This is a genomic window from Micromonospora sp. KC213 (assembly GCF_004348325.1).
Classification (GTDB): Bacteria; Actinomycetota; Actinomycetes; order Mycobacteriales; family Micromonosporaceae; genus Micromonospora.
The window spans coordinates 1-24159 of the sequence record NZ_SMKF01000085.1 but is presented as its reverse complement, the minus strand read 5'-3'; the positions used below and the strand labels follow the sequence as shown (position 1 = coordinate 24159).

Annotated in this window: 20 protein-coding genes and 2 tRNA genes; 10 read left to right on the top strand and 12 right to left on the bottom strand. The window is 71.5% G+C overall.

Annotated elements, in window-relative coordinates:
* Nucleotides 1-558: 558 nt before the first annotated feature.
* The 6 genes from E1166_RS17980 to E1166_RS17955 all read left to right on the top strand — a co-directional run bounded on the left by E1166_RS17980 (nucleotide 559) and on the right by E1166_RS17955 (nucleotide 6391).
* Nucleotides 559-948, top strand: a complete 390-nt coding sequence (locus E1166_RS17980; protein WP_132340352.1) for a hypothetical protein — start codon at nucleotides 559-561, stop codon at nucleotides 946-948.
* Entirely contained in the window at nucleotides 945-1232 is a 288-nt protein-coding gene (locus tag E1166_RS17975; protein ID WP_132340350.1) for a hypothetical protein, read from the top strand. The genes E1166_RS17980 and E1166_RS17975 overlap by 4 nt, the downstream gene beginning before the upstream one ends.
* 51 nt (nucleotides 1233-1283) lie before the next feature.
* Nucleotides 1284-2726, top strand: coding sequence for an FtsK/SpoIIIE domain-containing protein (locus tag E1166_RS17970; RefSeq protein ID WP_165944367.1), 1443 nt, complete (start codon nucleotides 1284-1286; stop codon nucleotides 2724-2726).
* 145 nt (nucleotides 2727-2871) lie between these two features.
* A complete protein-coding gene (locus E1166_RS17965) occupies nucleotides 2872-4293 on the top strand; it encodes a replication initiator (protein WP_347813028.1) in 1422 nt (473 codons plus the stop codon).
* Nucleotides 4290-4514: a helix-turn-helix domain-containing protein gene (locus E1166_RS17960; protein WP_132340344.1), complete on the top strand. Its 225-nt coding sequence runs from the start codon at nucleotides 4290-4292 to the stop codon at nucleotides 4512-4514. The genes E1166_RS17965 and E1166_RS17960 overlap by 4 nt, the downstream gene beginning before the upstream one ends.
* Before the next feature lie 284 nt (nucleotides 4515-4798).
* Nucleotides 4799-6391 (top strand): tyrosine-type recombinase/integrase, encoded by a 1593-nt coding sequence (locus tag E1166_RS17955; protein ID WP_132340342.1) that lies wholly within the window; start codon nucleotides 4799-4801, stop codon nucleotides 6389-6391.
* Here E1166_RS17955 and E1166_RS17950 read toward each other — a convergent pair.
* Nucleotides 6392-6468 (bottom strand) — tRNA-Ile (locus E1166_RS17950).
* Nucleotides 6469-6783: 315 nt separating this feature from the next.
* A tRNA-Asn gene (locus E1166_RS17945) sits at nucleotides 6784-6856 on the bottom strand.
* Nucleotides 6857-7164: 308 nt separating this feature from the next.
* On the opposite strand from E1166_RS17945, the gene E1166_RS17940 reads away from it, so the two are divergent.
* Entirely contained in the window at nucleotides 7165-7563 is a 399-nt protein-coding gene (locus E1166_RS17940) for a hypothetical protein (protein ID WP_132269019.1), read from the top strand.
* 110 nt (nucleotides 7564-7673) lie between these two features.
* Here E1166_RS17940 and E1166_RS17935 read toward each other — a convergent pair whose 3' ends face one another.
* From E1166_RS17935 to E1166_RS17915, 5 genes are all read right to left on the bottom strand, one after another.
* On the bottom strand, nucleotides 7674-8639 hold the full coding sequence (locus E1166_RS17935; protein ID WP_132340340.1) for a YihY/virulence factor BrkB family protein: 966 nt from the start codon (nucleotides 8637-8639) through the stop codon (nucleotides 7674-7676).
* Between the two features lie 62 nt (nucleotides 8640-8701).
* Nucleotides 8702-9511 (bottom strand): ABC transporter permease, encoded by an 810-nt coding sequence (locus tag E1166_RS17930; protein ID WP_132340338.1) that lies wholly within the window; start codon nucleotides 9509-9511, stop codon nucleotides 8702-8704.
* 12 nt (nucleotides 9512-9523) lie between these two features.
* Nucleotides 9524-10270, bottom strand: a complete 747-nt coding sequence (locus tag E1166_RS17925) for an ABC transporter permease (protein WP_132340356.1) — start codon at nucleotides 10268-10270, stop codon at nucleotides 9524-9526.
* Nucleotides 10271-10419: 149 nt separating this feature from the next.
* A complete protein-coding gene (locus E1166_RS17920) occupies nucleotides 10420-10959 on the bottom strand; it encodes a hypothetical protein (protein ID WP_132340336.1) in 540 nt (179 codons plus the stop codon).
* A gap of 53 nt (nucleotides 10960-11012) precedes the next feature.
* On the bottom strand, nucleotides 11013-11945 hold the full coding sequence (locus E1166_RS17915) for an ABC transporter ATP-binding protein (protein WP_132340334.1): 933 nt from the start codon (nucleotides 11943-11945) through the stop codon (nucleotides 11013-11015).
* Between the two features lie 478 nt (nucleotides 11946-12423).
* Here E1166_RS17915 and E1166_RS17910 point away from each other — a divergent pair, with 478 nt between their 5' ends.
* The 3 genes from E1166_RS17910 to E1166_RS17900 are packed head-to-tail and all read left to right on the top strand — an operon-like array spanning nucleotide 12424 to nucleotide 16060.
* On the top strand, nucleotides 12424-14709 hold the full coding sequence (locus E1166_RS17910) for a sensor histidine kinase (protein WP_132340332.1): 2286 nt from the start codon (nucleotides 12424-12426) through the stop codon (nucleotides 14707-14709).
* On the top strand, nucleotides 14706-15098 hold the full coding sequence (locus tag E1166_RS17905) for a roadblock/LC7 domain-containing protein (protein WP_132340330.1): 393 nt from the start codon (nucleotides 14706-14708) through the stop codon (nucleotides 15096-15098). Before E1166_RS17910 ends, E1166_RS17905 begins: the two co-directional genes overlap by 4 nt.
* Complete coding sequence (locus tag E1166_RS17900) at nucleotides 15095-16060, top strand: TAXI family TRAP transporter solute-binding subunit (protein ID WP_132340328.1); 966 nt, start codon at nucleotides 15095-15097, stop codon at nucleotides 16058-16060. Before E1166_RS17905 ends, E1166_RS17900 begins: the two co-directional genes overlap by 4 nt.
* Before the next feature lie 57 nt (nucleotides 16061-16117).
* Here the strand turns inward: E1166_RS17900 and E1166_RS17895 are convergent, their stop codons facing one another.
* The 5 genes from E1166_RS17895 to ppdK all read right to left on the bottom strand — a co-directional run bounded on the left by E1166_RS17895 (nucleotide 16118) and on the right by ppdK (nucleotide 23823).
* On the bottom strand, nucleotides 16118-16651 hold the full coding sequence (locus E1166_RS17895) for a hypothetical protein (RefSeq protein WP_132340326.1): 534 nt from the start codon (nucleotides 16649-16651) through the stop codon (nucleotides 16118-16120).
* The gene (gene dnaG / locus E1166_RS17890; RefSeq protein ID WP_132340324.1) at nucleotides 16651-18528 is read right to left on the bottom strand and encodes a DNA primase; all 1878 of its coding nucleotides are present in this window, start codon (nucleotides 18526-18528) and stop codon (nucleotides 16651-16653) included. The genes E1166_RS17895 and dnaG overlap by 1 nt, the downstream gene beginning before the upstream one ends.
* 84 nt (nucleotides 18529-18612) lie before the next feature.
* Nucleotides 18613-19449: a siderophore-interacting protein gene (locus tag E1166_RS17885; RefSeq protein WP_132340322.1), complete on the bottom strand. Its 837-nt coding sequence runs from the start codon at nucleotides 19447-19449 to the stop codon at nucleotides 18613-18615.
* Between the two features lie 78 nt (nucleotides 19450-19527).
* Nucleotides 19528-20781 (bottom strand): deoxyguanosinetriphosphate triphosphohydrolase, encoded by a 1254-nt coding sequence (locus tag E1166_RS17880; protein WP_132340354.1) that lies wholly within the window; start codon nucleotides 20779-20781, stop codon nucleotides 19528-19530.
* 309 nt (nucleotides 20782-21090) lie between these two features.
* Nucleotides 21091-23823, bottom strand: a complete 2733-nt coding sequence (ppdK, locus tag E1166_RS17875; RefSeq protein WP_132340320.1) for a pyruvate, phosphate dikinase — start codon at nucleotides 23821-23823, stop codon at nucleotides 21091-21093.
* Between the last annotated feature and the right edge of the window lie 336 nt (nucleotides 23824-24159).

Genomic DNA, 24159 nt, shown 5'->3' with positions numbered 1-24159 from the left:
CGCCCACCCCCCTTTCCTTCCTTCCCCCTGTTCGCGGGATCGGCCCTGCCGATCCCGCTTCTTGACCAAGTAGGGAAACTCGTACGCACCCCGGCTTCCCGGGGTGTTGACCGTGCCCGCCTCGCTCCTGCCGTTCTGGCCGTGATCGTCGGTCACCCGGTACACGGGCTCTGCGCCGGTCCCCGTTCTGCCGTCCGCTTGTGGCCGGTCCAGCTCCGAGCCGTCTCGGCGTTCGCTCGCCCTGGATCGGTTGGGCTCGGCGTCATCGCCCGGCACCCGGCCTCCGGCCGTGGGTCGTCTCGGCCCGGCTCGTGCCCGATGTGCTCGCCGTCGTCCTGGTCCTCGGCGGCGTTCCGCTCCTTGTCGTCTCCCGTGGAGGTCCGTCATGCCCTGTCTCGCTCGTCGCGCCGCAGTTGGGCCGTTCCGGTCGTGTTCCGTGCCGGGCGTGCGGAGTCGCGGCCCGCCCCGGTCGGCCGGCTCCGTGTTGTCCGTGTCCCGACGACTGCGCCACCCGTACGACCTGCACCACCCCAAACCTCTTCGTCTTTGGAGTTTGTTGTGAACAGCATTCCTGTTGATCTTTCTCGTCTGACCGGCCTGCTGTGCGTGGCCGCACCCGAACCCAAGACCGATCTTGACGGCGAGCAGCGCAAGGACCGCGACGGTAACCACCTGTGGGTGACCGGGATCGCGGTGCGCCGGGCCGGTACCCGCAAAGCGTCGGTAATCGACGTACAGACCGCCGCCCAGCCGGAAGGCGTCACGGAGGGCAGCCCGGTCGGCGTGACCGAGCTGGACGTGTCGCTGTGGGAGATCGAGGGCCGGCACGGCCTGTCCTACAAGGCGGCGTCGATCTACCCGAAGCGCCCCGGCAACGGCGGCTCATCGTCCGCTGCGGTACCGACCCCGCCCCAGCGCGAGCGCGGCGGTAAGGCTGGCCAATCATGACCGCCGCCGGACCGACCTGGGCTGACGATCGGCCCGGCACGAGTGAACTGGACGTGATCCGGCTCATGGCCTCGGACGTCGCCGGCCTGGCCGACGCGATCGAGTCCGCGCCGCAGGCCACGCGGCCCCGCCTGGTCAAGGAACTGGCCGACTACCTCGCTGAGACGGCGGCCCGGTGCCGCTGGCTGGCCGCTGTCCTGGCACACGGGGTGGACCTGGCCGGTACCTACGCCGACGAGTCCGACTACGCCACCGAGCGCCCCATGATCCGAACGGAGGACTGACTGATGCCGCCGGCATTGGCACCACCGCCGACGCCTGCGCCGTCACCAACGATGACCCCCGGGATTCCCGGCTTCGCGCCGAGGTTCCCGGGGGTCACCCTGGAACGGCTCCAGTCGTGGCTACCAACCATCATCACCGCCGCCGTCGTCCTGGTGGCCGTCGTCGTCGCACTCGTTGTGGCCTCGCGGCTGCTGCGCCGGAAGGCACCCCGCGCGCACTGGTACCTGATCGGGTTCCCGCTGCTGCTGATGCGGATGCGCCACTCCTGGCGGCACCTGTGCCTCAACGCCGAATTGACCGGCACCGACCGGCCCACCGCCGGCCAACTCGGGCCGCTCATCGTCAAGGGCCGGCCGATCATGCCGGTCCTGCCGCTGCTGACCCGCATCCGTCCCCGCTCCTTCGGGGCAACGGCGGTGATCCTGCTGCACCCCGGGCAGATCCCCGAACCGTTCGTCAACGCCGCTGAGGCCATGGCGCACGCCTGGGGCGTCCACGCGGTCCGGGTCGACGCGAGGCTACGCGGCCGAGTCCGGCTGACCATCCTCAACGCCGACCCGCTCACCTCGCAGCGGAGGGAGGCGACGGCCGGGAGCACCGATCCGCCCCGCAAGCCGGCCGCGGTGACCTCCCACCCCTCGAACACCACCACCGAACCGGTCAACCGTCCGGTAGCCGTACCGGCGGACCTGGCGGCCGAGGTGGGCCACCGGGAAGACGGGCAGCGGTGGGTGATCGACCTAGCCACCTTCCCGCACTGGCTGGTAACCGGGGCCACACAGTCGGGCAAGTCCACGCTTATCAACGCCGCTATAGCCCAGTGGGCGACGCGGCCGATGGCGCTGGTCGGCATCGACTGCAAGGGCGGCATGGAGCTGGCCCCACACGCGCCCCGGCTGTCCGCTCTCGCCACCGACCGAGCCGAGGCGGCGGACGTCCTGGCCGCACTCGTCTCCGAGACACAACGGCGGATGCGGCTGTGCCGCCAGCGCGGGGCACGCAACATCTGGCAACTTCCGCCGGCCCTGCGACCCGTACCGGTGATCGTGATCGTCGACGAGTTGGCCGAGCTGTACCTAGTCGCCTCCCGCGCCGACAAGGACGAAGCCCTTCGAGCCACGACGAACCTGCTGCGGCTGGCGCAGCTCGGCGCGGCCCTCGGCGTGCACCTGGTCGTGGCCGGTCAACGGGTCGGCTCCGACCTCGGCCCCGGCGTGACCGCGCTACGCGCCCAGCTCGCCGGACGGATCTGCCTGCGCGTCAACGACGAGGAAACCGTAGACATGACCCTGGGCGACCTCTACCCCGACGCCGTGGAAGCCGCCCAGCAGATCGACCCCGCCGTAAAGGGCATCGCGGTCACCACCGCCGACGAAGCCGGCTGGATCCGCGCCCGCTCGGTCTACCTGTCACCAGAGCAGTTGGTGGCCGCCATCGTCGCCACGGCACACCTGGCGCCGGTCCTTCCCGGCCTCACCCCGCCTGGAGCCTGACCGCGCGTCCACCGCAACACGAATGGAGGCAGCCGATGCGACCACGACCAACCCGCCCCGCCGTCCCACCGACCGGTGACGGCGGACCATCACCGGACCGGCTCGGCAGCGCCGGCCACCCCTACGCGAGGAGCAGAGGACCACCATGCCGACCCCCGCCCCCGGCGGGCCTGATGCGGGCCTGTCGTTCACTGACCGCGAGATCCTGTCCACCGCCACCCACCCCGACTTCCGCGCGTGGCTGGCACGTATTCGCCGCATCGGTGGCTGTCAGCACCCCGTGCACCTGGTCGGCCACACCCTGACCGTGGACGCCGCCACCGGCCGCCTGGTGCACGCCTTCACCAGCGCGGAGCAGCCCCACGGGCGGCTCACCATCGCCTGCGGCAACCGGCGGCAGTCCCGCTGCGAGCCTTGCGCCCGGCTGCACCAGGGCGACACCTACCAACTCGTCGTGTCCGGGCTCGCTGGCGGCAAGGGTGTCCCCGACACCGTCCGGGCGCACCCGCGCGTGTTTGTCACGTTCACCGCGCCCAGCTTCGGCCCGGTCCACCGGCACACCACCGACGAGCCGTGCCGGCCGTCACGCGGTCGACGTGGCCTCGTCTGCACCCACGGCCGGCCCCTGTGGTGCCTCGACCGGCACGCATCGGGCGACCCGCTGACTGGCTCCCCGATCTGCGGCGACTGCTACGACTACCCGGCCGCCGTGCTCTGGAACGCCCACACCCGCGACCTGTGGCAGCGTCTCCACCGCAACCTGTACGAAGCCCCTGCCGCTAACCGGGGAATCTCCCGCACGGCCGCCCGCAACGCGGTCCGCGTCGCCTACGCCAAAGTTGCCGAGTACCAGCGGCGCGGGTCGGTCCACTTCCACGCTGTCATGCGCTTTGACGGCCCCACCCTCGGTATCCCGCCGCCGGCCTGGGCCACCCTGGCACTCCTGGTGCAGACCATCCGCACCGCTACCCGCCGCGTGCATGTGGCCGTACCCGGCCTCGATGCGATCCTGCGGTTCGGGGCGCAGCTCGAGATCCGGCCCATCCTGCCCGGCCACGGCGGCGACGACGATCTCACCGAGCGGGCCGTGGCGTCCTACATTGCCAAGTACGTCACCAAGCCTGATGTCGCCGGCATTACCGTTGACCGGCCCATCCGTGACGCCATCACCATCTCGGCACTCCCCGTCACCGAGCACGCCCGAACCCTCATTCGCACCTGCTGGACCCTCGGCGGCCGACCCGAGTACAAGTCGCTGAACCTGCGGCGGTGGTCACACCAACTCGGCTACCGAGGCCACATCGCCACCAAGAGCCGCGCCTACTCGACCACCTACACCGCGTTGCGCGCTGCCCGCGAACAGCACCGCCGCGACCAAGACGACCAGGAGGAAACCCACGACGACATCGACGCCATCACCGACAAGCACTGGACCTACGCCGGAACCGGCCACACCGCCGGACAAGCCATGTTCGCCGACGCCATCGCAGACGACCTTCAAGCCGCCCGCGATGCCGCCCATGACGCTCGCATGAGCGTTGACCATCCCTCAGGAGACATGCAATGAGCACCACGACTGACAACCCTTGGACCATCGACGCCGTTCGTGATCTTGGCGTGACAACGGATGTGGGGACTGCCGGAGCGATCCTCGGTATCGGCCGGAGCAAGGCGTACGCCCTGGCCAAGAGTGGGCAATTCCCCGTGCGGGTTCTTCGTGTCGGGCGACGCTACGTCGTGCCCGTTCCGGAGATCCTGGAACTACTCGGCGTCCAAGCCATCACTTGACTTGGCAGCCCATTGCGGAACGTGCCGACCTGACAGCACGTCGTCGACAAGGAGCGCGACGATGCCGGCGGCGGTGAGGTCCGGTCGCAATCTCACTAGCTTCTCAACCTCGCTGGGAGTAAGCCGGATCTTGACCTGCTGGTCGCGCTTTTCGTCGCCGGGTAGCGCCGGCAATCCCTGAGCAGCCTCGACCACCCGGCGTCGTCGCATAACTCACCTTCCATCGAACCGTCGGGGAAGTGGTACCATTATAGGTACCACTTCCCCTTCTGTCAGGAGGAACCTTGAGAGGATCAGTGTTCCGTCGCTGCGCCTGCCGGGATCCGGAGACCGGCAAGCAGTACGGGCAATCCTGCCCGAAGCTCAATCAGCGCCGTCACGGCACCTGGGGCGTCCGACAGGAGCTTCCGCCGAATGCCGACGGCGAACGTCGCACCTTCCGCCGATCCGGCTACACGTCGGCCACCGACGCCCAAGCGGACCTGGACGCGATCCGCGCCTTGCTGGCCATACCCGATGCCGACGACCTCGACGGTCGCCAGCGCATGGGGAATCTACTGGAGCGCGTGGCATCCGACCGGGAACCGCTGCCCGATCCGGAGGAGACGCGGCGCAAGTTCCGTAGCGGCCAGTCTCTGACGGCCCGCATCACGGTCGGCCATTGGCTCGACACGTGGCTTGCTGGCCGGAAGATCCGCCGTAACACCATCAACCGTTACGGCCGGGACATCCGGCTTCACCTCAAGCCGCGCATTGGCGCAATCCGTCTTGACCGGCTGCGCGTGTCGCACCTGACCGAGATGTTCAACGCGATTGTTGAGTGCAACATCGAGATCGAGGAAGCGAACACCCTGCGACGGGCCGCCATTGATGAGCTGAAGTCGCTCAAGGGGCGTGAGCGTCGACGCGCTGCGCGCGCTGCCATCGCTGAAATGCCCCCGTTCCGCCGCACTGTCGGACCGACGACGCGTCGACACACCAGGGCTACCCTCCGGGCCGCCCTGAACGACGCCATCACGCAAGAGCTGATCACCTTCAACCCGGCGGCCCACGTCGAGCTTGACCCCGTGCGCCGGCCGAAGGCCCTGGTGTGGACAGACGAGCGGGTTGCACGGTGGCGGGCCACCGGCGAGAGACCGTCACCGGTCATGGTGTGGACCCCAGAACAGACCGGGGCCTTCCTCGACTTCATCGCGGACGACGAGCTGTACGCGCTCTTTCATCTGATCGCGTTTCGCGGACTGCGTAGGGGTGAGGCGTGCGGCCTGCGGCCCGAGGACTTGGACCTCAAGGGCAAGACCCTCACGGTCGCCACGCAACTCGTGGAGGTCGCCGGGGAGATTGAGGAGAACGCGCCCAAGAGCGATGCCGGAAACCGCATCGTCGCTCTCGACGCCGACAGCCTGAAGGTAGCCAAGCGCCACCTCAAGCGGCAGCAGAAGGCCAGGGAGGAAGCCGGCGCGGCGTGGGTCGAGAGCGGGCGTCTGTTCACCCGCCCGGCCGGCGAGTGGGTCGAGCCCAACTGGCTGTCGGACTACTTCGATCGGCTGGTGCGCAAGGCGGGCCTGCCGCCGATCCGCCTGCACGACCTCCGCCACGGCGCGGCCACGATCGCTCTCGCGGCAGGCACCGAGATGAAGGTGGTTCAGGACATGCTCGGCCACTCTTCGATTTCACTGACGTCCGACACCTACACCTCGGTTCTGCCGGAACTGGCACGCGAAGCGGCGGAAGCAGCCGCCCGGCTGGTCCCCCGCCAGCGTTCCCAGCGCACCGCCGGGCTCACCTCGGGCTCACAGCGGCCATCTTCATCGACGCCGAACAGTGGAAAAGATCGCAAAGCCAGCAAGAAACAGCAGGTCAAGCCTGCTTCCTGATGGTGGGGCGGGCGGGACTCGAACCCGCGACCGAGGGATTATGAGTCCCCTGCTCTAACCGGCTGAGCTACCGCCCCGTTGCCGCGCCGGATCGTAACCCGCCCCGGGGATCACCGGCCACCACCGAACCGGCAGGAACGATCATGCGCTCGCCGGCACGATGGGCTACGCGAGGATAACAGTCGGCACCCCTCCGCGAGTGCCCGCAATCACGCCCGGCGCGGCCCGCGAGCATTACGCCGCCGAGCGGCACCGTTCGGTGCCGGACGCCGACGTCTCGGCGGCCCGGATCGGCCCGGGCCGTCGTCGACCGCGGATGGCTATGGCGCGGGCGGGGCGCTACAGACGTAAGCCCGCCGGCCTGGGGCCGACGGGCTCGATGCGGAGCTGAGCTCCCCCGTTTGGACTCGAACCAAAAACCTGCCGGTTAACAGCCGGCTGCTCTGCCAATTGAGCTACGGGGGACCGTACGTCGTCTCACTCCGGATCTCTCCGGCGCTCGGCGACGGCACAAGAGTACAGGATTCCCCGGGGGTTCGGTCCAGAGGGTTACCTCCGCGTTCAACACCCGGCGTGGCGGATGCCGATCGGACGGCACCCCGGCCGGCCGCAAACCAATAATGGGGACAAATCACCATCCCCGCACCACGAGGTATGACTGCGGAGCAGGATGGGTAGTTAGCTGTTGACAGAGGACGCAGGCGCGAACAGGTCGATCCCGGTCCGGTGTGCGGACGGGGAACGGCGGAGCGTCAGGTACGGAAGGAGCCGCCATGCGCGGAAAGATCATGTTTCTTGGCGGGCTGGCTGCGGGCTTCGTCCTGGGCGCCCGTGCCGGCCGGGAGAAGTACGAGGAGCTGGTCGTCCGTGGCCGCAAGGTGCTCGACCACCCGACCGTGCAGGAGGCGGCCGGTGTCGCGCAGGCCCAGGCGACCCGGCTCTACTCGGAGGGCAAGGACAAGCTCGGTCAGTCCAAGCTGGGCGAGAAGCTGGGCGGCAACGGCAGCAAGCCGGGGCTCACCCCGGCGGACGACACCTTCGCGGGCACCCCGGCCACCGTCGGCGCCAAGTCGGGCAGCAGCTCCACCAGCCCGACCAACGCCACCAGCTCGTCGAGCACCACCCCGAAGCCCAAGGCTCCCGGCTCGGGCGCCAACGGCATGAACGCCTGATCACGTACGTCCCGTCGGGCCGGTCACCGCACGGTGACCGGCCCGACGTGCGTTGGTTGCCCACCCGTACCTGAAGACGGGGGCCGGCCCACCGCGGGGCCTGGACCCGGTCAGCGCTTCCCGGCCGCGTTGCGCTTCTTCCGGAGCTTGCGGTCGTCACGCAGCTCGACGTACGGCTCCTCCTGCGGCGGGTGGCCGGCGGAGATGGCCCGGCTACGTTCCAGCTCGGCGTCGAACTCCGCGCCGAGCAGGATGGCGATGTTGCTCAGCCAGAGCCACACCAGAAAGATGATCACCCCGGCGAGCGCCCCGTAGGTCTTGTTGTACGACCCGAAGTTGCTGACGTAGAGGCCGAAGAGGCCGGAGATCACCAGCCAGATCAGCACGGCCAGCACCCCACCCGGGCTGACCCAGCGAAAGCCGCCGTGCCGGGCGTTCGGCGAGGCCCAGTAGAGGATCGCGAAGATCAGGCTGACCAGGACCAACAGCACCGGCCACTTGGCGATGTTCCACACCGCCACGGCGGTGGAGCCGACCCCGACGGCGCTGCCTACCTGCTCGGCGAAGCCGCCGGTGAAGACCACGATCACCGCGCTGGCCAGCAGCAGTACCCCGATCACCGCGGTCACCCCGAGCCGGATCGGCAACGTCTTCCAGATCGGCCGCCCCTCGGGTACGTCGTAGATGGCGTTCGAGGCGCGCATGAAGGCGGCGATGTAGCCGGAGGCGGACCAGAAGGCGGCGAGCAGACCGACGATCGCGGCGAGGCTGGCCAACCCGCCGGACGCGCCCGCCTGGTCGATCGCGCCCTCGATGATCCGGCGGATGTCGGCCTGCGGCACCGCCTGGTTGACGGTGTCCCGTACCCCGGTGGTGGCCCGCTCGCCGAGCAGGCCGAGCAGGGAGATCAGCACCAGCACGCCGGGGAAGATGGAGAGCACGCCGTAGTAGGTCAGTGCGGCGGCCCAGTCGACGAGGCTGTCGTCCCTGAACTCCCGGATGGTGCGCCGCAACGCCGCCACCCACCCGCGGCCGGGCAGGTCGGTCGGGCCGTCCGGCCTGTCGTCGGTGGCCATGCGCCCCTCCTCGTGGTCGGTGATGTCCTGCTCATGCCCGCAACAGGACGACCGGTAACCAGTCAGCGGTAGAGCAGGCCCACCATCCGCCGCGCCGCGACGGCCAACCCGAGCGCGGTCAGTGCCAGCAGGTAGAGCACGTCGGGCAGCACCGCCCAGCCGCCCCCGTCCACGCAGATGCCCCGGAGCAGGTGCACCGCGCGGTAGAGCGGGGTCAGCTCGACCAGCCAGCGCAGCACCGCCGGGTACGCCTCGGCGGGCACGAAGGTGCCGGAGAAGAGGAAGAGGACGAACTGCGCCGACCCCATGAGATCGAAATCCTGCCAACTGCGCATGAACGTGGCCAGGGCCATGCCGGAAGCCCCGAACGCGAAGCCGGTCAGCACCGCCGCGGGGAACGCCACCAGGGCACGCCCGACGGTGGTGAGCTCCATCGCCACCATCACCGCGAGGAACGCCGCCGAGTACGCCGAGCCGCGCACCATCGCCCAGGCCAGCTCGCCGAGGGCGATCTCGAACGGCCGCACCGGTGTGGCGATGATGCCGTCGTAGAGCTTCTGGTACTTGAACTTGCCGAAGAAGTTGAAGGTGGTCTCGGCGAGCGCCCCGTTCATCGCGGACGAGGCGAGCATGGCCGGGGCGACGAAGACGGCGTACGCCACCACCCGACCGCCGGGCAGGGTCATGCCGTCGATCAGCCGGCCCACCCCCACACCGATCGAGAAGAGGTAGAGCACCGGCTCGACGAACCCGGAGACGAGCAGCAGCCAGTAGACCCACTTGAGCGCCGTCACGTTCCGCTCGACCATCGCGGCGGAGCGACGGGTGGCGGCGGCGACGCCGAGCAGCCGGGGCAGGACGAGGGTGACCATGGGCGGGCTCTCCTATACCACCAGCCGGCGACGGAACCGACGGACGGCCAACGCCCAGCCGCCCACCGCCCAGGCGGCGAGGTAGAGCAGGTGCCCGGGGACGGACCACTGCGGCGGCGCACCCAGCATGGCCGCGCGGCACAGGTCGACGGCGTGCCAGAGCGGGGTCGCGTACGCCAGGTGGCGCAGGCCGCCGGGCAGCGACTCGACCGGGAAGAAGACACCGGCGAAGAGCGTCGTCGGGATGACCGCGAACCGGAAGAGCATCGCCAGCCAACTGTCGCTGGACACGGCGGCGGCGTATCCGAAGGTGGGCGCGGCCACCGCCAGGGCGAGCAGCGCCACCACCGGCAGGGTGAGCACCGCCCAGGCCGAGGCCACCGCCCCGAGCAGCGTCGTCACCAGCAGGAACGCGGCGCTGGCGGTGACCGCCCGGAACAGCACGAAGGCCAGGTGACCGGCGACGATGTCGCCGACACGCAGCGGCGCGGCGTTCTGTGCGGTGTACGACCTGGTCCACTGGAAGTTGGCGAACACCGGGAAGGTCGACTCGGCGATCGCCACCTGCAGCGCGGTGGAGGCGAGCAGCCCGGGCACGATCCACTCCAGGTAGGGCACCCCGTTCACGCCCTGGTCGACGTAGCCGCCGACGCCCAGACCAAAACCGAGCACGGTCAGGGTGGGCAGCAGGAAGGAGGAGAAGACGCCGGCGCGCCAGGTGCGACGGTAGCCGGTCAGGTGGTAGGCCAGCACCGTCATCGCCGGCACCCGGGGCAACTCGGGTCGCGACCGCTGCGCCACGCTCACCTCGGTCGCCACCTCCAGGCCCCACCCACCGTCCGTTACCCGGTCTTCCTACCGAACGGGTACGACAAGACCCTACGGTCGCCGGCCGGGGTGTCGCGGCTTTACCGGCCGGCGACCCGTCCGGCGCGGGCCGCGCGGAGCAGGGCGAGTAGGGCGTACGCCCAGAGCAGCAGGCCCGCGCCGGTGCCGACGACCAGCGCTGCCGGGGTCGACATGACGAGCGCGGCGACCAGCCCGGCCAGGGCGACCAGGCACATCGCCACCCCGAGTGGCACCAGCAGCCGGTCGCCGAGCACCGGGGCAAGCGGCGGGAAGTGCGCACCGACCACGGCGCAAACCAGCACGGGGACGTACTCCGCCTGCCCGAGGGCGGCGAGCAGCGCGGCGCCGAGCACCGCCGCGGCGAACTCGACGGCGACGATGACGAGGTACCGCCGGTCGCGCGGCAGCGCGCCCCCGGCCCGGCCCGCGCGCAGCACCAGAGCGGCGCCGCCGAGCGCGGTCAGCAACGCCCCGCCGCTGGCCACCACGAGCAGGGTACGCAGCGGCGACTCGGCCGCCGGCACGCTGAACCAGATGGTGGCGAAGACACCGAGACAGAGCGCGGCCAGTCCCGCCTGACGCCGTGACCAAGCTTCCATGATGCGGCCTCCCCGTTTCGGCCGCCGATGCTACGTCACCCGCCGCAGTGCGGTCAGTCGACGAGGGTGCGCCCGGTGAGGTGCAGGAAGACGTCCTCCAGGCTGCTGCGCCGGACCAGGACGGCGGCCGGGGTGAGGCCGCGCGCCTCGACCTGGGTGACGGCCGTGTCCCCGTCGGCGACGTAGAGCAGGATCCGGTCGGGCAGCACCTCGACCCGTTCCGCCAGCCCGTCGAGTTTGCCGGCGAACGCCTCCTGCGACTCCGCCGCGAAACGCAGCTCCACCACCTCGCGGGTGGAGTGCCGTTCGATGAGCGCGCGGGGCGAGCCCTCGGCGACGATCCGGCCGCCGTCCATCACCACCAGCCGGTCGCAGAGCTGCTCGGCCTCGTCCATGTAGTGGGTGGTCAGCACGAGGGTGACGCCCTGCTGCTTGAGCCGGAACAGCCGTTCCCAGACCAGGTGACGGGCCTGCGGGTCGAGCCCGGTGGTCGGCTCGTCGAGCAGCACGACGTCCGGTTCGTTGACCAGTGCCCGGGCGATGGTCAGGCGGCGTTTCATTCCGCCGGACAGCGGTTCGACCCTGCTGTCGGCCCGTTCGGTGAGCTGCACGAAATCGAGCAGCTCGGCGGCACGCTCGCGGGCCGTGCGGCGGGGAACCCCGAAGTAGCGGGCGTAGGTGGTCAGGTTTTCCCGGACGGTCAGATCCGGGTCGAGGTTGTCCAGCTGGGGGCATACGCCGAGGCGGGCCCTGATGGCGGGTCCGTCCCGTACCGGGTCCATCCCGAGGATGCGCAGCTCACCTCCGCTGGGCGGGGAGATGCAGCCGACCATGCGCATGGTGGAGGACTTGCCGGCGCCGTTCGGCCCGAGGAAGCCGAAGGCCTCGCCGGGGTGGACGTCCACATCGATGCCGTCGACGGCGGTGAAGGCGCCGAACCGCTTCACCAGCCCGCGGGCCCGGATGAGTGGTGCCGTACTGGTCACCGGCCGACCGTACCGGCGACCCCCGACAGCCGCGGCACCTTTCGACATTCGCCACAACCGGCACCGGGCCGGGCACCGACCGTAGCGATGACGACACCGCGTGACGGCTTGGCGTGCACAGTTTCGTCACCGTCAGTCACCCTGATGATCATCCGCCGAACCGGTGACACACCCCCATCATGGATGGATCACTGCAGACTCGCTGGACATCCAGCATGTCTGCCGACCGGCCCGCCCTTATTCGTGAAAACACTGCCTCATTTGCGTGTCTCTGTGTGATCTGCGGACTGGTGACCTACTGGGCGCAATCACAATGAGCAATGTTTTCTGGGGTGGGCAGTTCGCGTATCGTGCCCCCTCGTGTCCTCCGTACGTTCTTCCGACCCCCTGTGGGACCTCGGCCCGAGCTGAACCCGCACGCCGGCTCCGGGCCGACGCCACCGGCGATCCGCCGCCCCGACCCACACCGGGAGACACCGTGCCGCTCCCCCACCCCATCCGCGTCCGCCGGCACAACCGGCCCGCCGACCACACCGACCGACTCTGGTCGGTACGCACCCAGCTCCTCGTGCCCATCCTGGTGGCGACCGTGACGCTGGTGGTACTGGGGGCCGTCCAGACCGGCACCGCGCTGGACGCCGCCACCGACGCCGGCCGGGCCCGGGTCCTCGCCGGCACCGCCACCGCCACCGTGCGCCTGGTACACGAGCTGGAGCGGGAACTCGGTGAGACGGCCGCCCTGCGCCAACGAGGCGGCACCCGCGGCCGACCGCTGGTCGACGCGCAGCGGCGGCGGGTGGACACCGCCGCTGACCGGTACCGCTCCGCGGCCCGTGAGGCCCGCCGGGCGGCACCGGCCCTCGGTCGGATGCTCGACATCGCCGACAGCCAGCTCGACCGGCTGGGCCAGGCCCGGGAGGCCGCCACGCGCTCCGGGACCGCGGACGGGACCTACCTGGCGCTGGTCGGCTCCCTGCTCACCGTCGCCGACGCGCTGCCGGCCCAGTTGCGCGACATCGGCCTGGCCAACGCGGCCCGCGAGGTGGCGGCCGTGGCCGCCCAGGAACACCTGTCCTCGCGGGAACGCGACCTGCTCCGAACGGTCTTCGTCCGGGGTGAGCTGGCCCCGGGAGAACTGGTCCGGCTCGGTCGGCTGCGCGGCGCGCACGAGCAGCGCCAGGCCGAGTTCACCCGGCTCGCCAGCCGCGCGGCACGGGCCGCCCATGACCGGCTGCTGGCCGGCAGCGACGTGACAACCGCGCGGCGGATGCGCGACGCCGCCGCCGAGGGCGACACCGTCGCCGACGGCGACGCCTGGTACGTGGCGCAGAGCGGCGTCATCCGGCGGTACAACCTCCTCGGGCGGGAACTGTCCGAGAACCTCGACCTGCAGGCGGCGCGCCTGACCCGCGAAGCCCGCTGGCGGGCCCTGGTCACCGGTGGCGCCACCACCACGGTCGCTGCCACCTCGCTGTTGACCGCCGCCCTGCTCGCCGTACGCACCAGCCGCCGACTGCGCCGGTTGCGCGCCGCGGCGCTGACCATGGCCCACACCGAGCTGCCGGCACGGATCACCGCCATCTCTGCCGGCGAGGGAGTGCCGAACAAGGGTGCGGGCACCCGGCTCGCCGCCGATGTCCGGCAGGGCCGCGACGAGGTCGCCCAGGTCGCCGAGGCGTTCGACACGGTGCACCAGGCCGCGCTGCGCCTCGCCGGCGAGCAGGCCGAGCTGCGGCGGGACGTCACCAGGATGGCGGAGGCACTGGCCCGCCGGATCCGGACGCTGATCACCCGGCAGCTGCGGCTGCTCGACGAGTTCGAACGCGAGGAGACCGACCCGGACGCGTTGGCCCGGCTGTTCGCCCTGGACCATCTCGCCGCCCGGATGCGCCGCAACGGGGAGAACCTGCTGGTCCTCGCCGGTGGCGAGCCGGGACGCGCGCAGGAGGCCGACCATCTGCTCGCCGACGTGGTCCGCGCGGCCGTCTCCGAGATCGAGGACTACCAACGGGTCGAGATCGACGTGCCGGCCGTCGCCGTGCGCGGCGCGGCGGTGGGCTACCTGGTCCACCTCCTCGCCGAGCTGCTGGAGAACGCCACCACCTACTCACCACCACACACGCCGGTGCACGTCGACGGCCGCCGTACCGTCGTCGGGCTCACCCTGCGGGTCCACGACCAGGGCATCGGCATCAGCGAGAGCCGACTCGCCGAGATCAACCAGCGGCTCCTCGCCCCCGCCGTGCTCTCCAGCGCGGCGGCCGGCAGCATGGGGTTGCACGTGGTGGCGCACCTCGCCGCCCGGCACGGCATCCGGGTGCAGTTGCACAACAGCAGACAGGGCACGGTCGCCCGGGTCGAGATCCCGGAGCAGGCGCTCACCCGGGTCGAGGCGGTGTCCCGCCGCCCGCCGCCGGCACCGGCCAGCCCGATCGCGCCGGTGACGAACGACCGGCAGCCCACCGCGTCGGCCGCCTGGTTCCAGCCCCGCAGCGGGCCGCCGACGGCCCTGGCAATGGTGACGGCCACGGCGCACCCCGCCCCATCGCCGCCAGCCGGGGCGGCCACGACCGGAACGGGCCTGCCCCGCCGTACCCGTGGCGGCGCGCTACCCACCGCGCTGAGCGACGCCCCGCCGGTGGCGCGGGCGGACGACCCGCTCGACCCGGAGGTGGTACGGGCCCGGCTCTCCGCCCTCGCCGAGGGCGTGTCCAGCGCGATGCGACGTGACCAGCACAACGGACCGATTGGGAGACCACAATGACCTCACCCGTGAACGCCGGCCTCGACTGGCTCCTGACAAACTTCGCCGACCGGGTGCCGGACGTCTCGCACGCCGTGGCGGTCTCCCAGGACGGTCTGCGGCTCGCCTCCTCGCCGGATCTCTCCCCCGATCAGGTGGACCAGCTCGCCGCGGTGATCAGCGGACTGGCCAGCCTGACCGTCGGCGCGGCACGGCTGATGGCGGCCGGCCGGGTACGGCAGCAGATCGTCGACATGGACGGCGGGGTGCTGCTGGTGATGGCGGTCGGTGAGCGGGCGCTGCTGGGGGTGCTGGCGGCACCCGGCTGCGACCTCGGCCAGGTCGGCTTCGAGACGGCCACTCTCGTGCAGCGGGTGGCCGAGGCGCTGGAACCGGCGGTCCGGGCGTGACCGGTTGGCCGGCACGGTGGTTGGCGGCGGTGTTGGTCGCCGTCCTCACGGCGGGGTGCGGGCCGGCCGAGGGGCATCCCGAGGTCTGGCACGGCGGGCGGATCTTCCTGGCCACCGGCAACACGACGGGCGTGTACTACCAGCTCGGCGGCGGCTACGCCGATGTGATCAGCCGGCACCTGCCCGGGTACGAGGCGCGGGCCGAGCCGACCGGCGCGTCGGTGGACAACATCACCCGGCTGGCCGGCGGCGACATGGAGATCGCGTTCAGCCTCGCCGACACCGCGGCCGACGCGGTCGTCGGCCGGGGGGCGTTCCGCCAGCCCCAGCCGGTCCGCGCGCTGGCCCGGGTGTACAGCAACTACACCCACGTGATCGTCCGGGCGAAGGCCGAGGTCAGGGACTTCGCGAGCCTGCGCGGAAAGCGAATCTCCACCGGTTCGCCCAGGTCCGGCACCGACATCATCGCCGGTCGGTTGCTCTCGGCCGCAGGGATCGACCCGGATCGGGACGTCCGCCGGTTCACCCTGTCCCTGCCCGAGACGGTCGCCCGGATGCGGGCCGGCACCCTGGACGCGATGTTCTTCTCCGGCGGCCTGCCCACCCCGGGCATCGCCGACCTGCTCGCCGGCGCGCCCGGCGCGTTCGAGCTGCTGCCGATCGCCGACCTGATCGACCCGTTGAACGCGACGTACGGCTCGGTGTACGGCACCGCCGAACTGCGCAAGGACGTCTACGGGACGCGGACCGGCACGCCAACGGTGGTGGTACCGAACCTCATCCTGGTCGGTGCCGACATGCCCGAGCAGCTCGCGTACGACCTGACCCGGCTGCTTTTCGCCCACCAGAGTGACCTGGTCGACGCGCACCCGGAGGCGGCGAACTTCACCCGGCAGAGCGCCTCGGGCACCGACCCGGTCCCGCTGCACCCGGGAGCGGTCCGCTTCTACCAGGGCGGCTGATCGGCGCCCTGGGCCGGGGCACGGGCGCTGGCCGGGCGCGCGACGCCAACCGGCCGGTCAGATGTCGGCGGGGGCGGTGGTGGCGCGGGCGTCGGCGACCAGCCGATCGGTTTCGGCCAGCACCTCGTCGTCGGCGGGGGTGCCGGGGTCCAGGCGTACCGTCCAGGTCAGACCGTCCACACCGGCGACCCGCCGGGCCGCGATCCGGCCCGCGCCACCGGGCAGCCGGTGGTGGGCGGTCCACGCCACCGAGCGGGTCACCCGGGCCCGCACCTGGTGCGGCAGGTCGCCCGGGTCGAGCAGCAGATATGTCTCGGCGGGGCAGTCGGCGACCACCCGGTACCCGTCCCGTTCGGTGATTGGCTCGGCGGGGGTGACGGTCAGCTCGCGGCCGGACCAGACCGCCTTGAGGATGTCGTGCCAGCCCAGCCGATGCCCCCGGCCGGGCAGCCACAGCCCGAGGTTGCTGGCCACCACCACGCCGTCGCCCTCGCCGTTGCCGGCGGCGGCCCAGGCCAGCACCCGCTCGTCGGCGGCCAGCGGCGGCCGGGCGGCGGGGGGCAGCTTGGGCTTGCGGCTGAACAGTCCCATCACAGTCCTCCCGCGGCCTGCTCGCGCAGCGCCCGCGCGTGCTGTTCCAGCGAGAGCAGTTCCCCGAACAGGGCGAAGTACTCGTCCTTGTTGTTCACCGGGTTGATCCGCTGGATCTTGGATTTGAGATCCCGGATCCGGCTGGTGACCGAACCCCATTGGAGCTGGGCCATGGTGATCGACACGTAGCGCGGGTCGGGCTCGCCGTCGATGCGCAGCGGCTCGACGGCCAGCTCGCCCACGAGCGCCCGGGCGGCCAGGTCCGCGCAGGCGTCGCGGACCGACTCGATCCAGACCGCCCCGCCGGTCGCCGCCGTGACCCCGCCGGCCGCCGCGACCGCCGCCCGGACCGCCGTGTGCACCGGATGGCGGTACTCCGTGGCCTCGACGGCGTCGAACATCGGACCGGCCAGCACCGGCTCCTGGAGGGCGAGCTTCAACGCCTCCCGCTCGACCATCGACTGCGGGCTGTCCACCGCCGGCGCGGGAGTGGCGGCCCGGTCGCGGGCGGGTCTCGCCGGCTCCCGTTCGCCGCCGGGGGCGTGGGCCGCGGCGAGCACGGCGCGCTGTACCGGCTCGATCTCCATGCCGAGATCACCGGCGAGCTTGCGGACGTACTCCGGCCGCTTCTCCCGGTCTTTGATCCTGGCGACCAGGGGGGCGGCGCGGCGCATCGCCTCCACCCGGCCGTCCACGGTGTCCAGGTCGTACCGGTTGATCACGTGGCGCAGCGCGAAGTCGACCAGCGGCTCACGGCGGGCGACCAGGTCGCGGACCGCCAGGTCGCCCTTGGCCAGGCGCAGATCGCACGGATCCATGTTGTCCGGGCTGACGGCGATGAAGGTACGCCCGACGAAGCGCTGGTCGTCCTCGAAGGCGCGCAGCGCGGCCTTCTGGCCGGCGGCGTCCCCGTCGAAGGTGAAGATGATCTCGCCGGCCACGTCGTCGGTGTCCAGCAGGAGCCGGCGCAGCACGGTGATGTGGTCCGCGCCGAAGGCCGTGCCGCAGGTGGCCACGGCGGTCGGCACGCCGGCCAGGTGGCAGGCCATCACGTCGGTGTAGCCCTCGACGACGACCACCTTGCCCTGCTTGGCGATCTCCCGCTTGGCCTGGTCGATGCCGTAGAGGACGTGTGACTTCTTGTAGATCGGCGTCTCGGGGGTGTTGAGGTACTTCGGGCCGTCGTCGTCGTCGAAGAGCCTGCGGGCGCCGAAGCCGATCACGTCGCCGGCCAGGTCCCGGATCGGCCAGAGCAGCCGGCGGCGGAACCGGTCGATCAACGAGCCGGACCGGGCCGGCCGGGACAGCCCGGCGGTGACCAGTTCGTCGTGGCTGAATCCCTGCTGACGCAGGTGCCGGGTGAGCAGGTCCCAGCCGTCGGGGGCGAACCCGCAGCCGTACCGCTCGGCGGCGGCCCGGTCGAAGCCACGCTGGGCCAGGAACTCCCGGGCCGGTCGGGCCCCGGCCGTGGTGAGCTGGGCCTGGTAGAACTCCACGGCGGCGGCGTGCGCGGCCACCAGCCGCTGCTTCTGCCCCTGCTGCGGGCGGCTGCGCGGCGCGGCCTGGTCGTTCTCCACGTACCGCAGTTGGAGGCCGGCGCGGGCGGCGAGCCGCTCGACGGACTCGACGAAACTGAGATGCTCGGCGTCCATCAGGAACTTGATCGCGTCGCCGCCCACCCCGCAGCCGAAGCAGTAGAAGACGTTGCGGGCGGGCGAGACGTTGAACGACGGGCTCTTCTCGTCGTGGAACGGGCAGAGGCCCTTGAGGTTGCCGCCGCCGGCCGACCGGAGGGTCACCGTGTCCGCGATGACCTCGGCGATGGAGGTGCGCTCCCGGACCAGCGCGATGTCCTCGTCCCGGATCCGCCCAGCCATCTCCTGCCACCCCCTCGGCCCTACATCCTGCCCTGCCGGACCGACAGCCCGTAGCCGGGGGGACCGGCGCGCGGCGCACGGCGGTCAACCCGCGACGGCGGCGACCTCCTCGGCCTCGACCTGACGGTTCCAGTCCGGCTTCGTGGAGCGCCAGCCCTCGTCGTCCATCCCGCGCCGCCAGTAGCCGGAGATGGACAGCGCCTCCCGGGGCACCCCACGGTCGACCCGCAGCAGCCGGCGCAGCTCCTTGACGAACGTCGCCTCACCGTGCACGAACGCGTGCACCCGGCCCGGCGGGAACTCCAGCGCCCGCACCGCGGCGACCAGTGCCTCGCCGACCGGCCGGTCGCCGCGGTGCAGCCAGGTCAGCGTCACCGCACCCGGGCTGGACAGCCGCTGCTCGTCGGCCGGGCCGTCCACCTCGACCAGGACCACGGCCGGGACGCCGACCGGCACCCGCTCCAGCGCCGCGCCGATGGCGGGCAGAGCGCTCTCGTCGCCCACCAACAGGTGCCAGTCCGCCGTCGGGTCCGGCGCGTACGCCCCGCCGGGGCCGACGAAACGCACCTCGTCGCCGGGGCGCAGCCGGGCCGCCCAGGGTCCGGCCAGCCCCTCGTCGCCGTGGTGCACCACGTCGAGGGTCAGCTCGCCGGCCAGCGGGTCGAAGGCCCGGACCGTGTACGCGCGCAGCCGGGGCCACTGCTCGGCCGGGAACTCCCGCTTGATGGTGGCCAGGTCGGTCGGGTGCGGGTACGTGACGCCCTCCGGCGCGAAGACCAGCTTCACGTAGTGGTCGGTGTACTCCCCCACCGGGAGTCCGGCCAGCTCCTGCCCTCCCAACACCAGTCGGATCAGGTGGGGGGTGGGCCGCTCGGTCCGCAGGACCGTGGCGGCGGTGACCATCTTCGCGCGCTCCGACATGAGGTTAGGTTAACCTAACAAGCCGATCATGCAGTCACCGACCCGCGCCACCGGCCGGCCCGAGCTGGACGGCCGGAGTCAGGCGCCGGGTCGGGTCAGACGGTCGTGCCAGGCCACGGCGGCCGGGTCGGTGAGCGAGGCGACTTGGTCGATCACCACCCGCAGCCGGGCGGGGTCGTCCGGCGCGGCCCGCCACAGCGGCGCGAAGACCGGATCGAGCACCTCGGGTGCCCGGTCGGCGAGCGCCGTGACCAGCTCGGTGAGGATCTCCCGCTGCCGCTCGTAGCGGGCCCGGGCGCCCGGCCGGCGCATCACGTACCGCCAGGCGATGCCCTTGAGCAGCGCGCACCGGGCCCGGACCGGCCGCGGCACCACCAGGTCGGCGGCGTACCGGCGGTGCGGGCCGGGGCCGTGACGGTCCCGGGTGGCGCTCACCACGTCGGCGACGAACCGGCCGGTGAGCAGGCTGGTCATCGCCTTCAGCGCCGCCTGCGCGCGATGGCTGCCGTCGTACGCGGCCAGCGGGGCGAGCACCGGCTCGGCGAGCAGTTCCACCAGCGCCTCGCCCAGGTCGGCCGGGGACTCGCCGGAGTAGACCGCCGCCACGTCGGCGCAGAGCGCGGCCCGCTCGTCCGGGTCGTCCAGCAGGGGACGCAGTGACACGTACCCGCCGTGGATGCCGTCCTCCACGTCGTGCACCGAGTACGCCACGTCGTCGGCCCAGTCCATCACCTGCGCCTCCAGGCACCGCCGGACACCGGTGGGCGGCTCACCGCCGGCCGGTGCGCCGATGCGCAGCCAGTCGAAGACCGGGCGGTCGTCCGCGTACACCCCGAACTTGCGCAGCTCCGGCCGGCGGGGCCAGGGGTACTTGCTGACCGCGTCGAGCGCGGCCCGGGTCAGGTTCAGCCCGGCCGACGTCCCGTCCGGGCCCAGCACCTTGGCCTCCAGCCGGGTCAGCACCCGCAGCGTCTGCGCGTTGCCCTCGAAGCCGCCGCAGCTCGCGGCGAGCCGGTCCAGGATGTCCTCACCGTTGTGGCCGAACGGCGGGTGGCCGAGGTCGTGGGCGAGCCCCGCGGTGTCCACCACGTCCGGGTCGCAGCCGAGGCGGGCGCCCATCTCCCGGGCGATCTGCGCCACCTCCAGCGAGTGAGTCAGCCGGGTACGCAGGAAGTCGTCGGTGCCGGCGACGTGCACCTGGGTCTTCGCGGCCAGCCGCCGGAACGCCGCGGAGTGCAGCACCCGGGCACGGTCCCGCTCGTACGGCGACCGGCCGCGGCCGGTGTCCTTCGGCGTCTCGTCGACGAACCGACGGGTGTCGACGCCCGACACGTCGGCGAGGTCGGGTTCGGCGAGGGGCGGGTCGGCCGACACGGTCAGCCTCTCGCCCGCGGGCCGCGGCGGCCCCCCACCCACCGGCCGGCCGGGCGGGCCCGGTCACCGGCGTCGAACACCGCGGCCCAGGCGCTGGTCATGCGGCCACCCTCCGCCGTACGGAACTCCTCGCGGGTGCCCAGGTTACGCGGTGCCGGCCTGCGACGGCGCGGCGGCGATCGGGCGCCACGGTCGCCGGCCCGCCGGCTGCCGGGCAACGGCCACCGACCGGCGGCGGCGCCGACTGAGGCGCAGCCGCCGGTCGGGTCAACGGCTGTCCGAGCCGGTGCTGGAGACGACGGCCCGACCGGCCTCCAGCCGGGCCACCGGGACCCGGAACGGGGAGCAGGAGACGTAGTCCAGGCCGACCTCGTGGAAGAAGTGCACCGAGTCGGGGTCGCCACCGTGTTCGCCGCAGACGCCGAGTTTCAGCCCGGGGCGGGCCGCCCGCCCCTCCTCGGTGGCGATCCGGACCAGCCGGCCGACCCCGTCGGTGTCGATGGACTCGAACGGGGAGATGCCGAAGATGCCCAGTTCGAGGTAGCGCCAGAAGAACGCGCCCTCGACGTCGTCGCGGGAGAAACCCCAGCCCATCTGGGTCAGGTCGTTGGTGCCGAAGGAGAAGAACTCCGCCGCCTCGGCGATCTGCCCGGCGGTCAGCGCCGCCCGGGGCACCTCGATCATCGTGCCGATCAACACCTCGACGCCGCTGTCCCCGACCACCTCGGCAATGATCTTCTCGGCTTCGACCCGTACCGTCTCCAGTTCCTGCACCGCGCCGACCAGCGGCACCATGATCTCCGGGCAGGCCGACCCGCCGGCCCGGGTGACCTCGACGGCAGCCTCGGCGATCGCCCGGACCTGCATGGCGAACAGACCGGGGATGACCAGGCCCAGGCGGACGCCGCGCAGCCCGAGCATCGGGTTCTCCTCGTGCATCCGCCGGACGGCGGCCAGCAGCGCCTCCTCCTTGGCCACGTCCTCGCCGCGTTCCTGGGCGACCGCCACGTTGACCGCGAGCTGCTCCAACGGGGGCAGGAACTCGTGCAGCGGCGGGTCGATCAGCCGGACGGTGACCGGCAGGCCGTCCATCTCCCGGAAGATCTCGATGAAGTCGGCCCGCTGCAACGGCAGCAGCGCGGCGAGGGCGTCCTCCCGTTCGGCGTCGGTGCCGGCGAGGATGAGCCGCTCGACCAGTTCCCGTCGGTCGCCCAGGAACATGTGCTCGGTCCGGCACAGGCCGATGCCCTCGGCGCCGAAGCGCCGCGCCCGTGCCGCGTCGGCACCGGTGTCGGCGTTCGCGCGTACCCGCAGCCGCCGGGTCGCGTCGGCGTGCGTCATGATCCGGTGTACGGCCCGCACCAGCGCGTCGTCGGTCCGCTCCGGGTCGAGCTCGCCCTCGAAGTACTGCACCACCTCCGAGGGCATGACCGGCACCTCACCCAGGTAGACCAGGCCGGTGGTGCCGTCGATGGAGACGAGGTCGCCCTCGTCGACCACCTGCCCACCCACCGTGAACCGCTTCGCCGGGACGTTGACGTCCAACTCGTCGGCGCCGGAGACGCAGGTCTTGCCCATGCCCCGGGCCACCACGGCGGCGTGGCTGGTCTTGCCACCGCGCGAGGTGAGGATGCCCTGGGCCGCGATCATGCCGTTGAGGTCGTCCGGGTTGGTCTCCCGACGCACCAGGATCACCGACTCGCCCTGGGCGGCCAGTTCCACGGCGCGGGCGGAGGTGAACACCACCTTGCCGGAGGCGGCGCCCGGGGACGCGCCGATCCCCTTGGTTACCGGCTGGATGCCGTGGTCGAGCTGGAAGCGGGGGAACATCAGTTGGGCGAGCTGCGCACCGTTGACCCGGTGCAACGCCTCGTCGAGGTCGATCAGGCCCTCGTCGACGAGTTGGCCGGCGATGACGAACGCGGCGGCGGCGGTACGCTTGCCGACCCGGGTCTGGAGCATCCAGAGCTTGCCGCGTTCGATGGTGAACTCGATGTCGCAGAGGTCCTTGTAGTGCTGCTCCAGCCGGGCCATGATCCCGAGCAGTTCGTCGTAGGACTTCTTGTCGAGTTGTTCCAGCTGCTGCAACGGCACGGTGTTGCGGATGCCGGCGACGACGTCCTCGCCCTGGGCGTTTGCCAGGTAGTCGCCGTAGATGCCCTGCGTGCCGCTACCGGGGTCGCGGGTGAAGGCCACGCCGGTGCCGGAGTCGGGGCCGAGGTTGCCGAAGACCATGGAAACCACGTTCACGGCGGTGCCGAGGTCGGCCGGGATGCGCTCCTGGCGGCGGTAGAGCACCGCCCGGTCGGCGTTCCACGAGTCGAAGACCGCCCGGATGGCCAGGTCGAGCTGTTCCCGCGGCTCCTGCGGGAACTCCCGCCCGGTGTGCTTGGCGAAGATCTTCTTGTACGCGTCGACCAGCCCGCGCAGGTCGTCGGCGTCGAGGTCCAGGTCGTTGTGCGTACCCTTGGCGCGCTTGACCTCGTCGAGGGCGTGCTCGAACTCCTCGCCCGGCACCTCGCACACGGTTTTGCCGAACATCTGGATCAGGCGGCGGTAGGAGTCCCAGGCGAACCGGTCCGCGCCGCCGGAGGCGGCCTGGTCGGTGCCGGAGGCCTGGCGGGCGAGTCCCACGACGCTTCGGTCGTTGAGGCCGACGTTGAGGACGGTCTCCATCATGCCGGGCATGGAGAATTTCGCTCCGGAGCGTACGGACACCAGCAGCGGGTCGTCCGGGTCGCCGAGCCGGCGGCCCATCGTCCGTTCCAGGGCCTGCAGGTGCGCCTCGATCTGGTCGGCCAGGCCGTCCGGTTCCGAACCGGTGGCCAGGTACGCCTTGCACGCCTCGGTGGTGATCGTGAAGCCGGGCGGGACCGGCAGGCCGAGGTTGTTCATCTCGGCCAGGTTTGCCCCCTTGCCGCCGAGCAGGTCCTTGAGGTCCTTGTTTCCTTCGGCGAAGTCGTAGACGTACTTGTGCTCGACCGTCTGCTGTGCTGCCACCAGATCCTCCCACACGCGCCGGAATGACACTTAACGAAGGTTTAGTTTTCTGGTACCCCGGAGCCGACCGCCGGCAATCCCGGCGTCGTCAGCGATCGGTGCGCGAAGGTTAAGCGAACATCGAGTGGCCTGGGACCATTCGGTGACAATAGGCACAGCCATCACGACTATCCGCGTTCGCGACGGTTTCTGGGAACGCTTCCATGCGCATGATCACGCAATTTCCGTATCTCCCCGTACTGTTGTCGTCACGGTTTCCTCCCCGTGCCTGACCTTTGCCAGATCCCCCGCGAATACACCCCGGAGCAACACCGTGCCGCCCACCCCGACCAACCC

Coding starts and splice junctions, on each gene's coding strand:
- E1166_RS17975 (WP_132340350.1), top strand. CDS start 945: ATGACCGCCGCCGGACCGACCTGGGCTGACGATCGGCCCGGCACGAGT.
- E1166_RS17970 (WP_165944367.1), top strand. CDS start 1,284: ATGACCCCCGGGATTCCCGGCTTCGCGCCGAGGTTCCCGGGGGTCACC.
- E1166_RS17965 (WP_347813028.1), top strand. CDS start 2,872: ATGCCGACCCCCGCCCCCGGCGGGCCTGATGCGGGCCTGTCGTTCACT.
- E1166_RS17960 (WP_132340344.1), top strand. CDS start 4,290: ATGAGCACCACGACTGACAACCCTTGGACCATCGACGCCGTTCGTGAT.
- E1166_RS17940 (WP_132269019.1), top strand. CDS start 7,165: ATGCGCGGAAAGATCATGTTTCTTGGCGGGCTGGCTGCGGGCTTCGTC.
- E1166_RS17935 (WP_132340340.1), bottom strand. CDS start 8,639: ATGGCCACCGACGACAGGCCGGACGGCCCGACCGACCTGCCCGGCCGC.
- E1166_RS17930 (WP_132340338.1), bottom strand. CDS start 9,511: ATGGTCACCCTCGTCCTGCCCCGGCTGCTCGGCGTCGCCGCCGCCACC.
- E1166_RS17925 (WP_132340356.1), bottom strand. CDS start 10,270: ATGACGGTGCTGGCCTACCACCTGACCGGCTACCGTCGCACCTGGCGC.
- E1166_RS17920 (WP_132340336.1), bottom strand. CDS start 10,959: ATGGAAGCTTGGTCACGGCGTCAGGCGGGACTGGCCGCGCTCTGTCTC.
- E1166_RS17905 (WP_132340330.1), top strand. CDS start 14,706: ATGACCTCACCCGTGAACGCCGGCCTCGACTGGCTCCTGACAAACTTC.
- E1166_RS17895 (WP_132340326.1), bottom strand. CDS start 16,651: ATGGGACTGTTCAGCCGCAAGCCCAAGCTGCCCCCCGCCGCCCGGCCG.
- dnaG (WP_132340324.1), bottom strand. CDS start 18,528: ATGGCTGGGCGGATCCGGGACGAGGACATCGCGCTGGTCCGGGAGCGC.
- E1166_RS17885 (WP_132340322.1), bottom strand. CDS start 19,449: ATGTCGGAGCGCGCGAAGATGGTCACCGCCGCCACGGTCCTGCGGACC.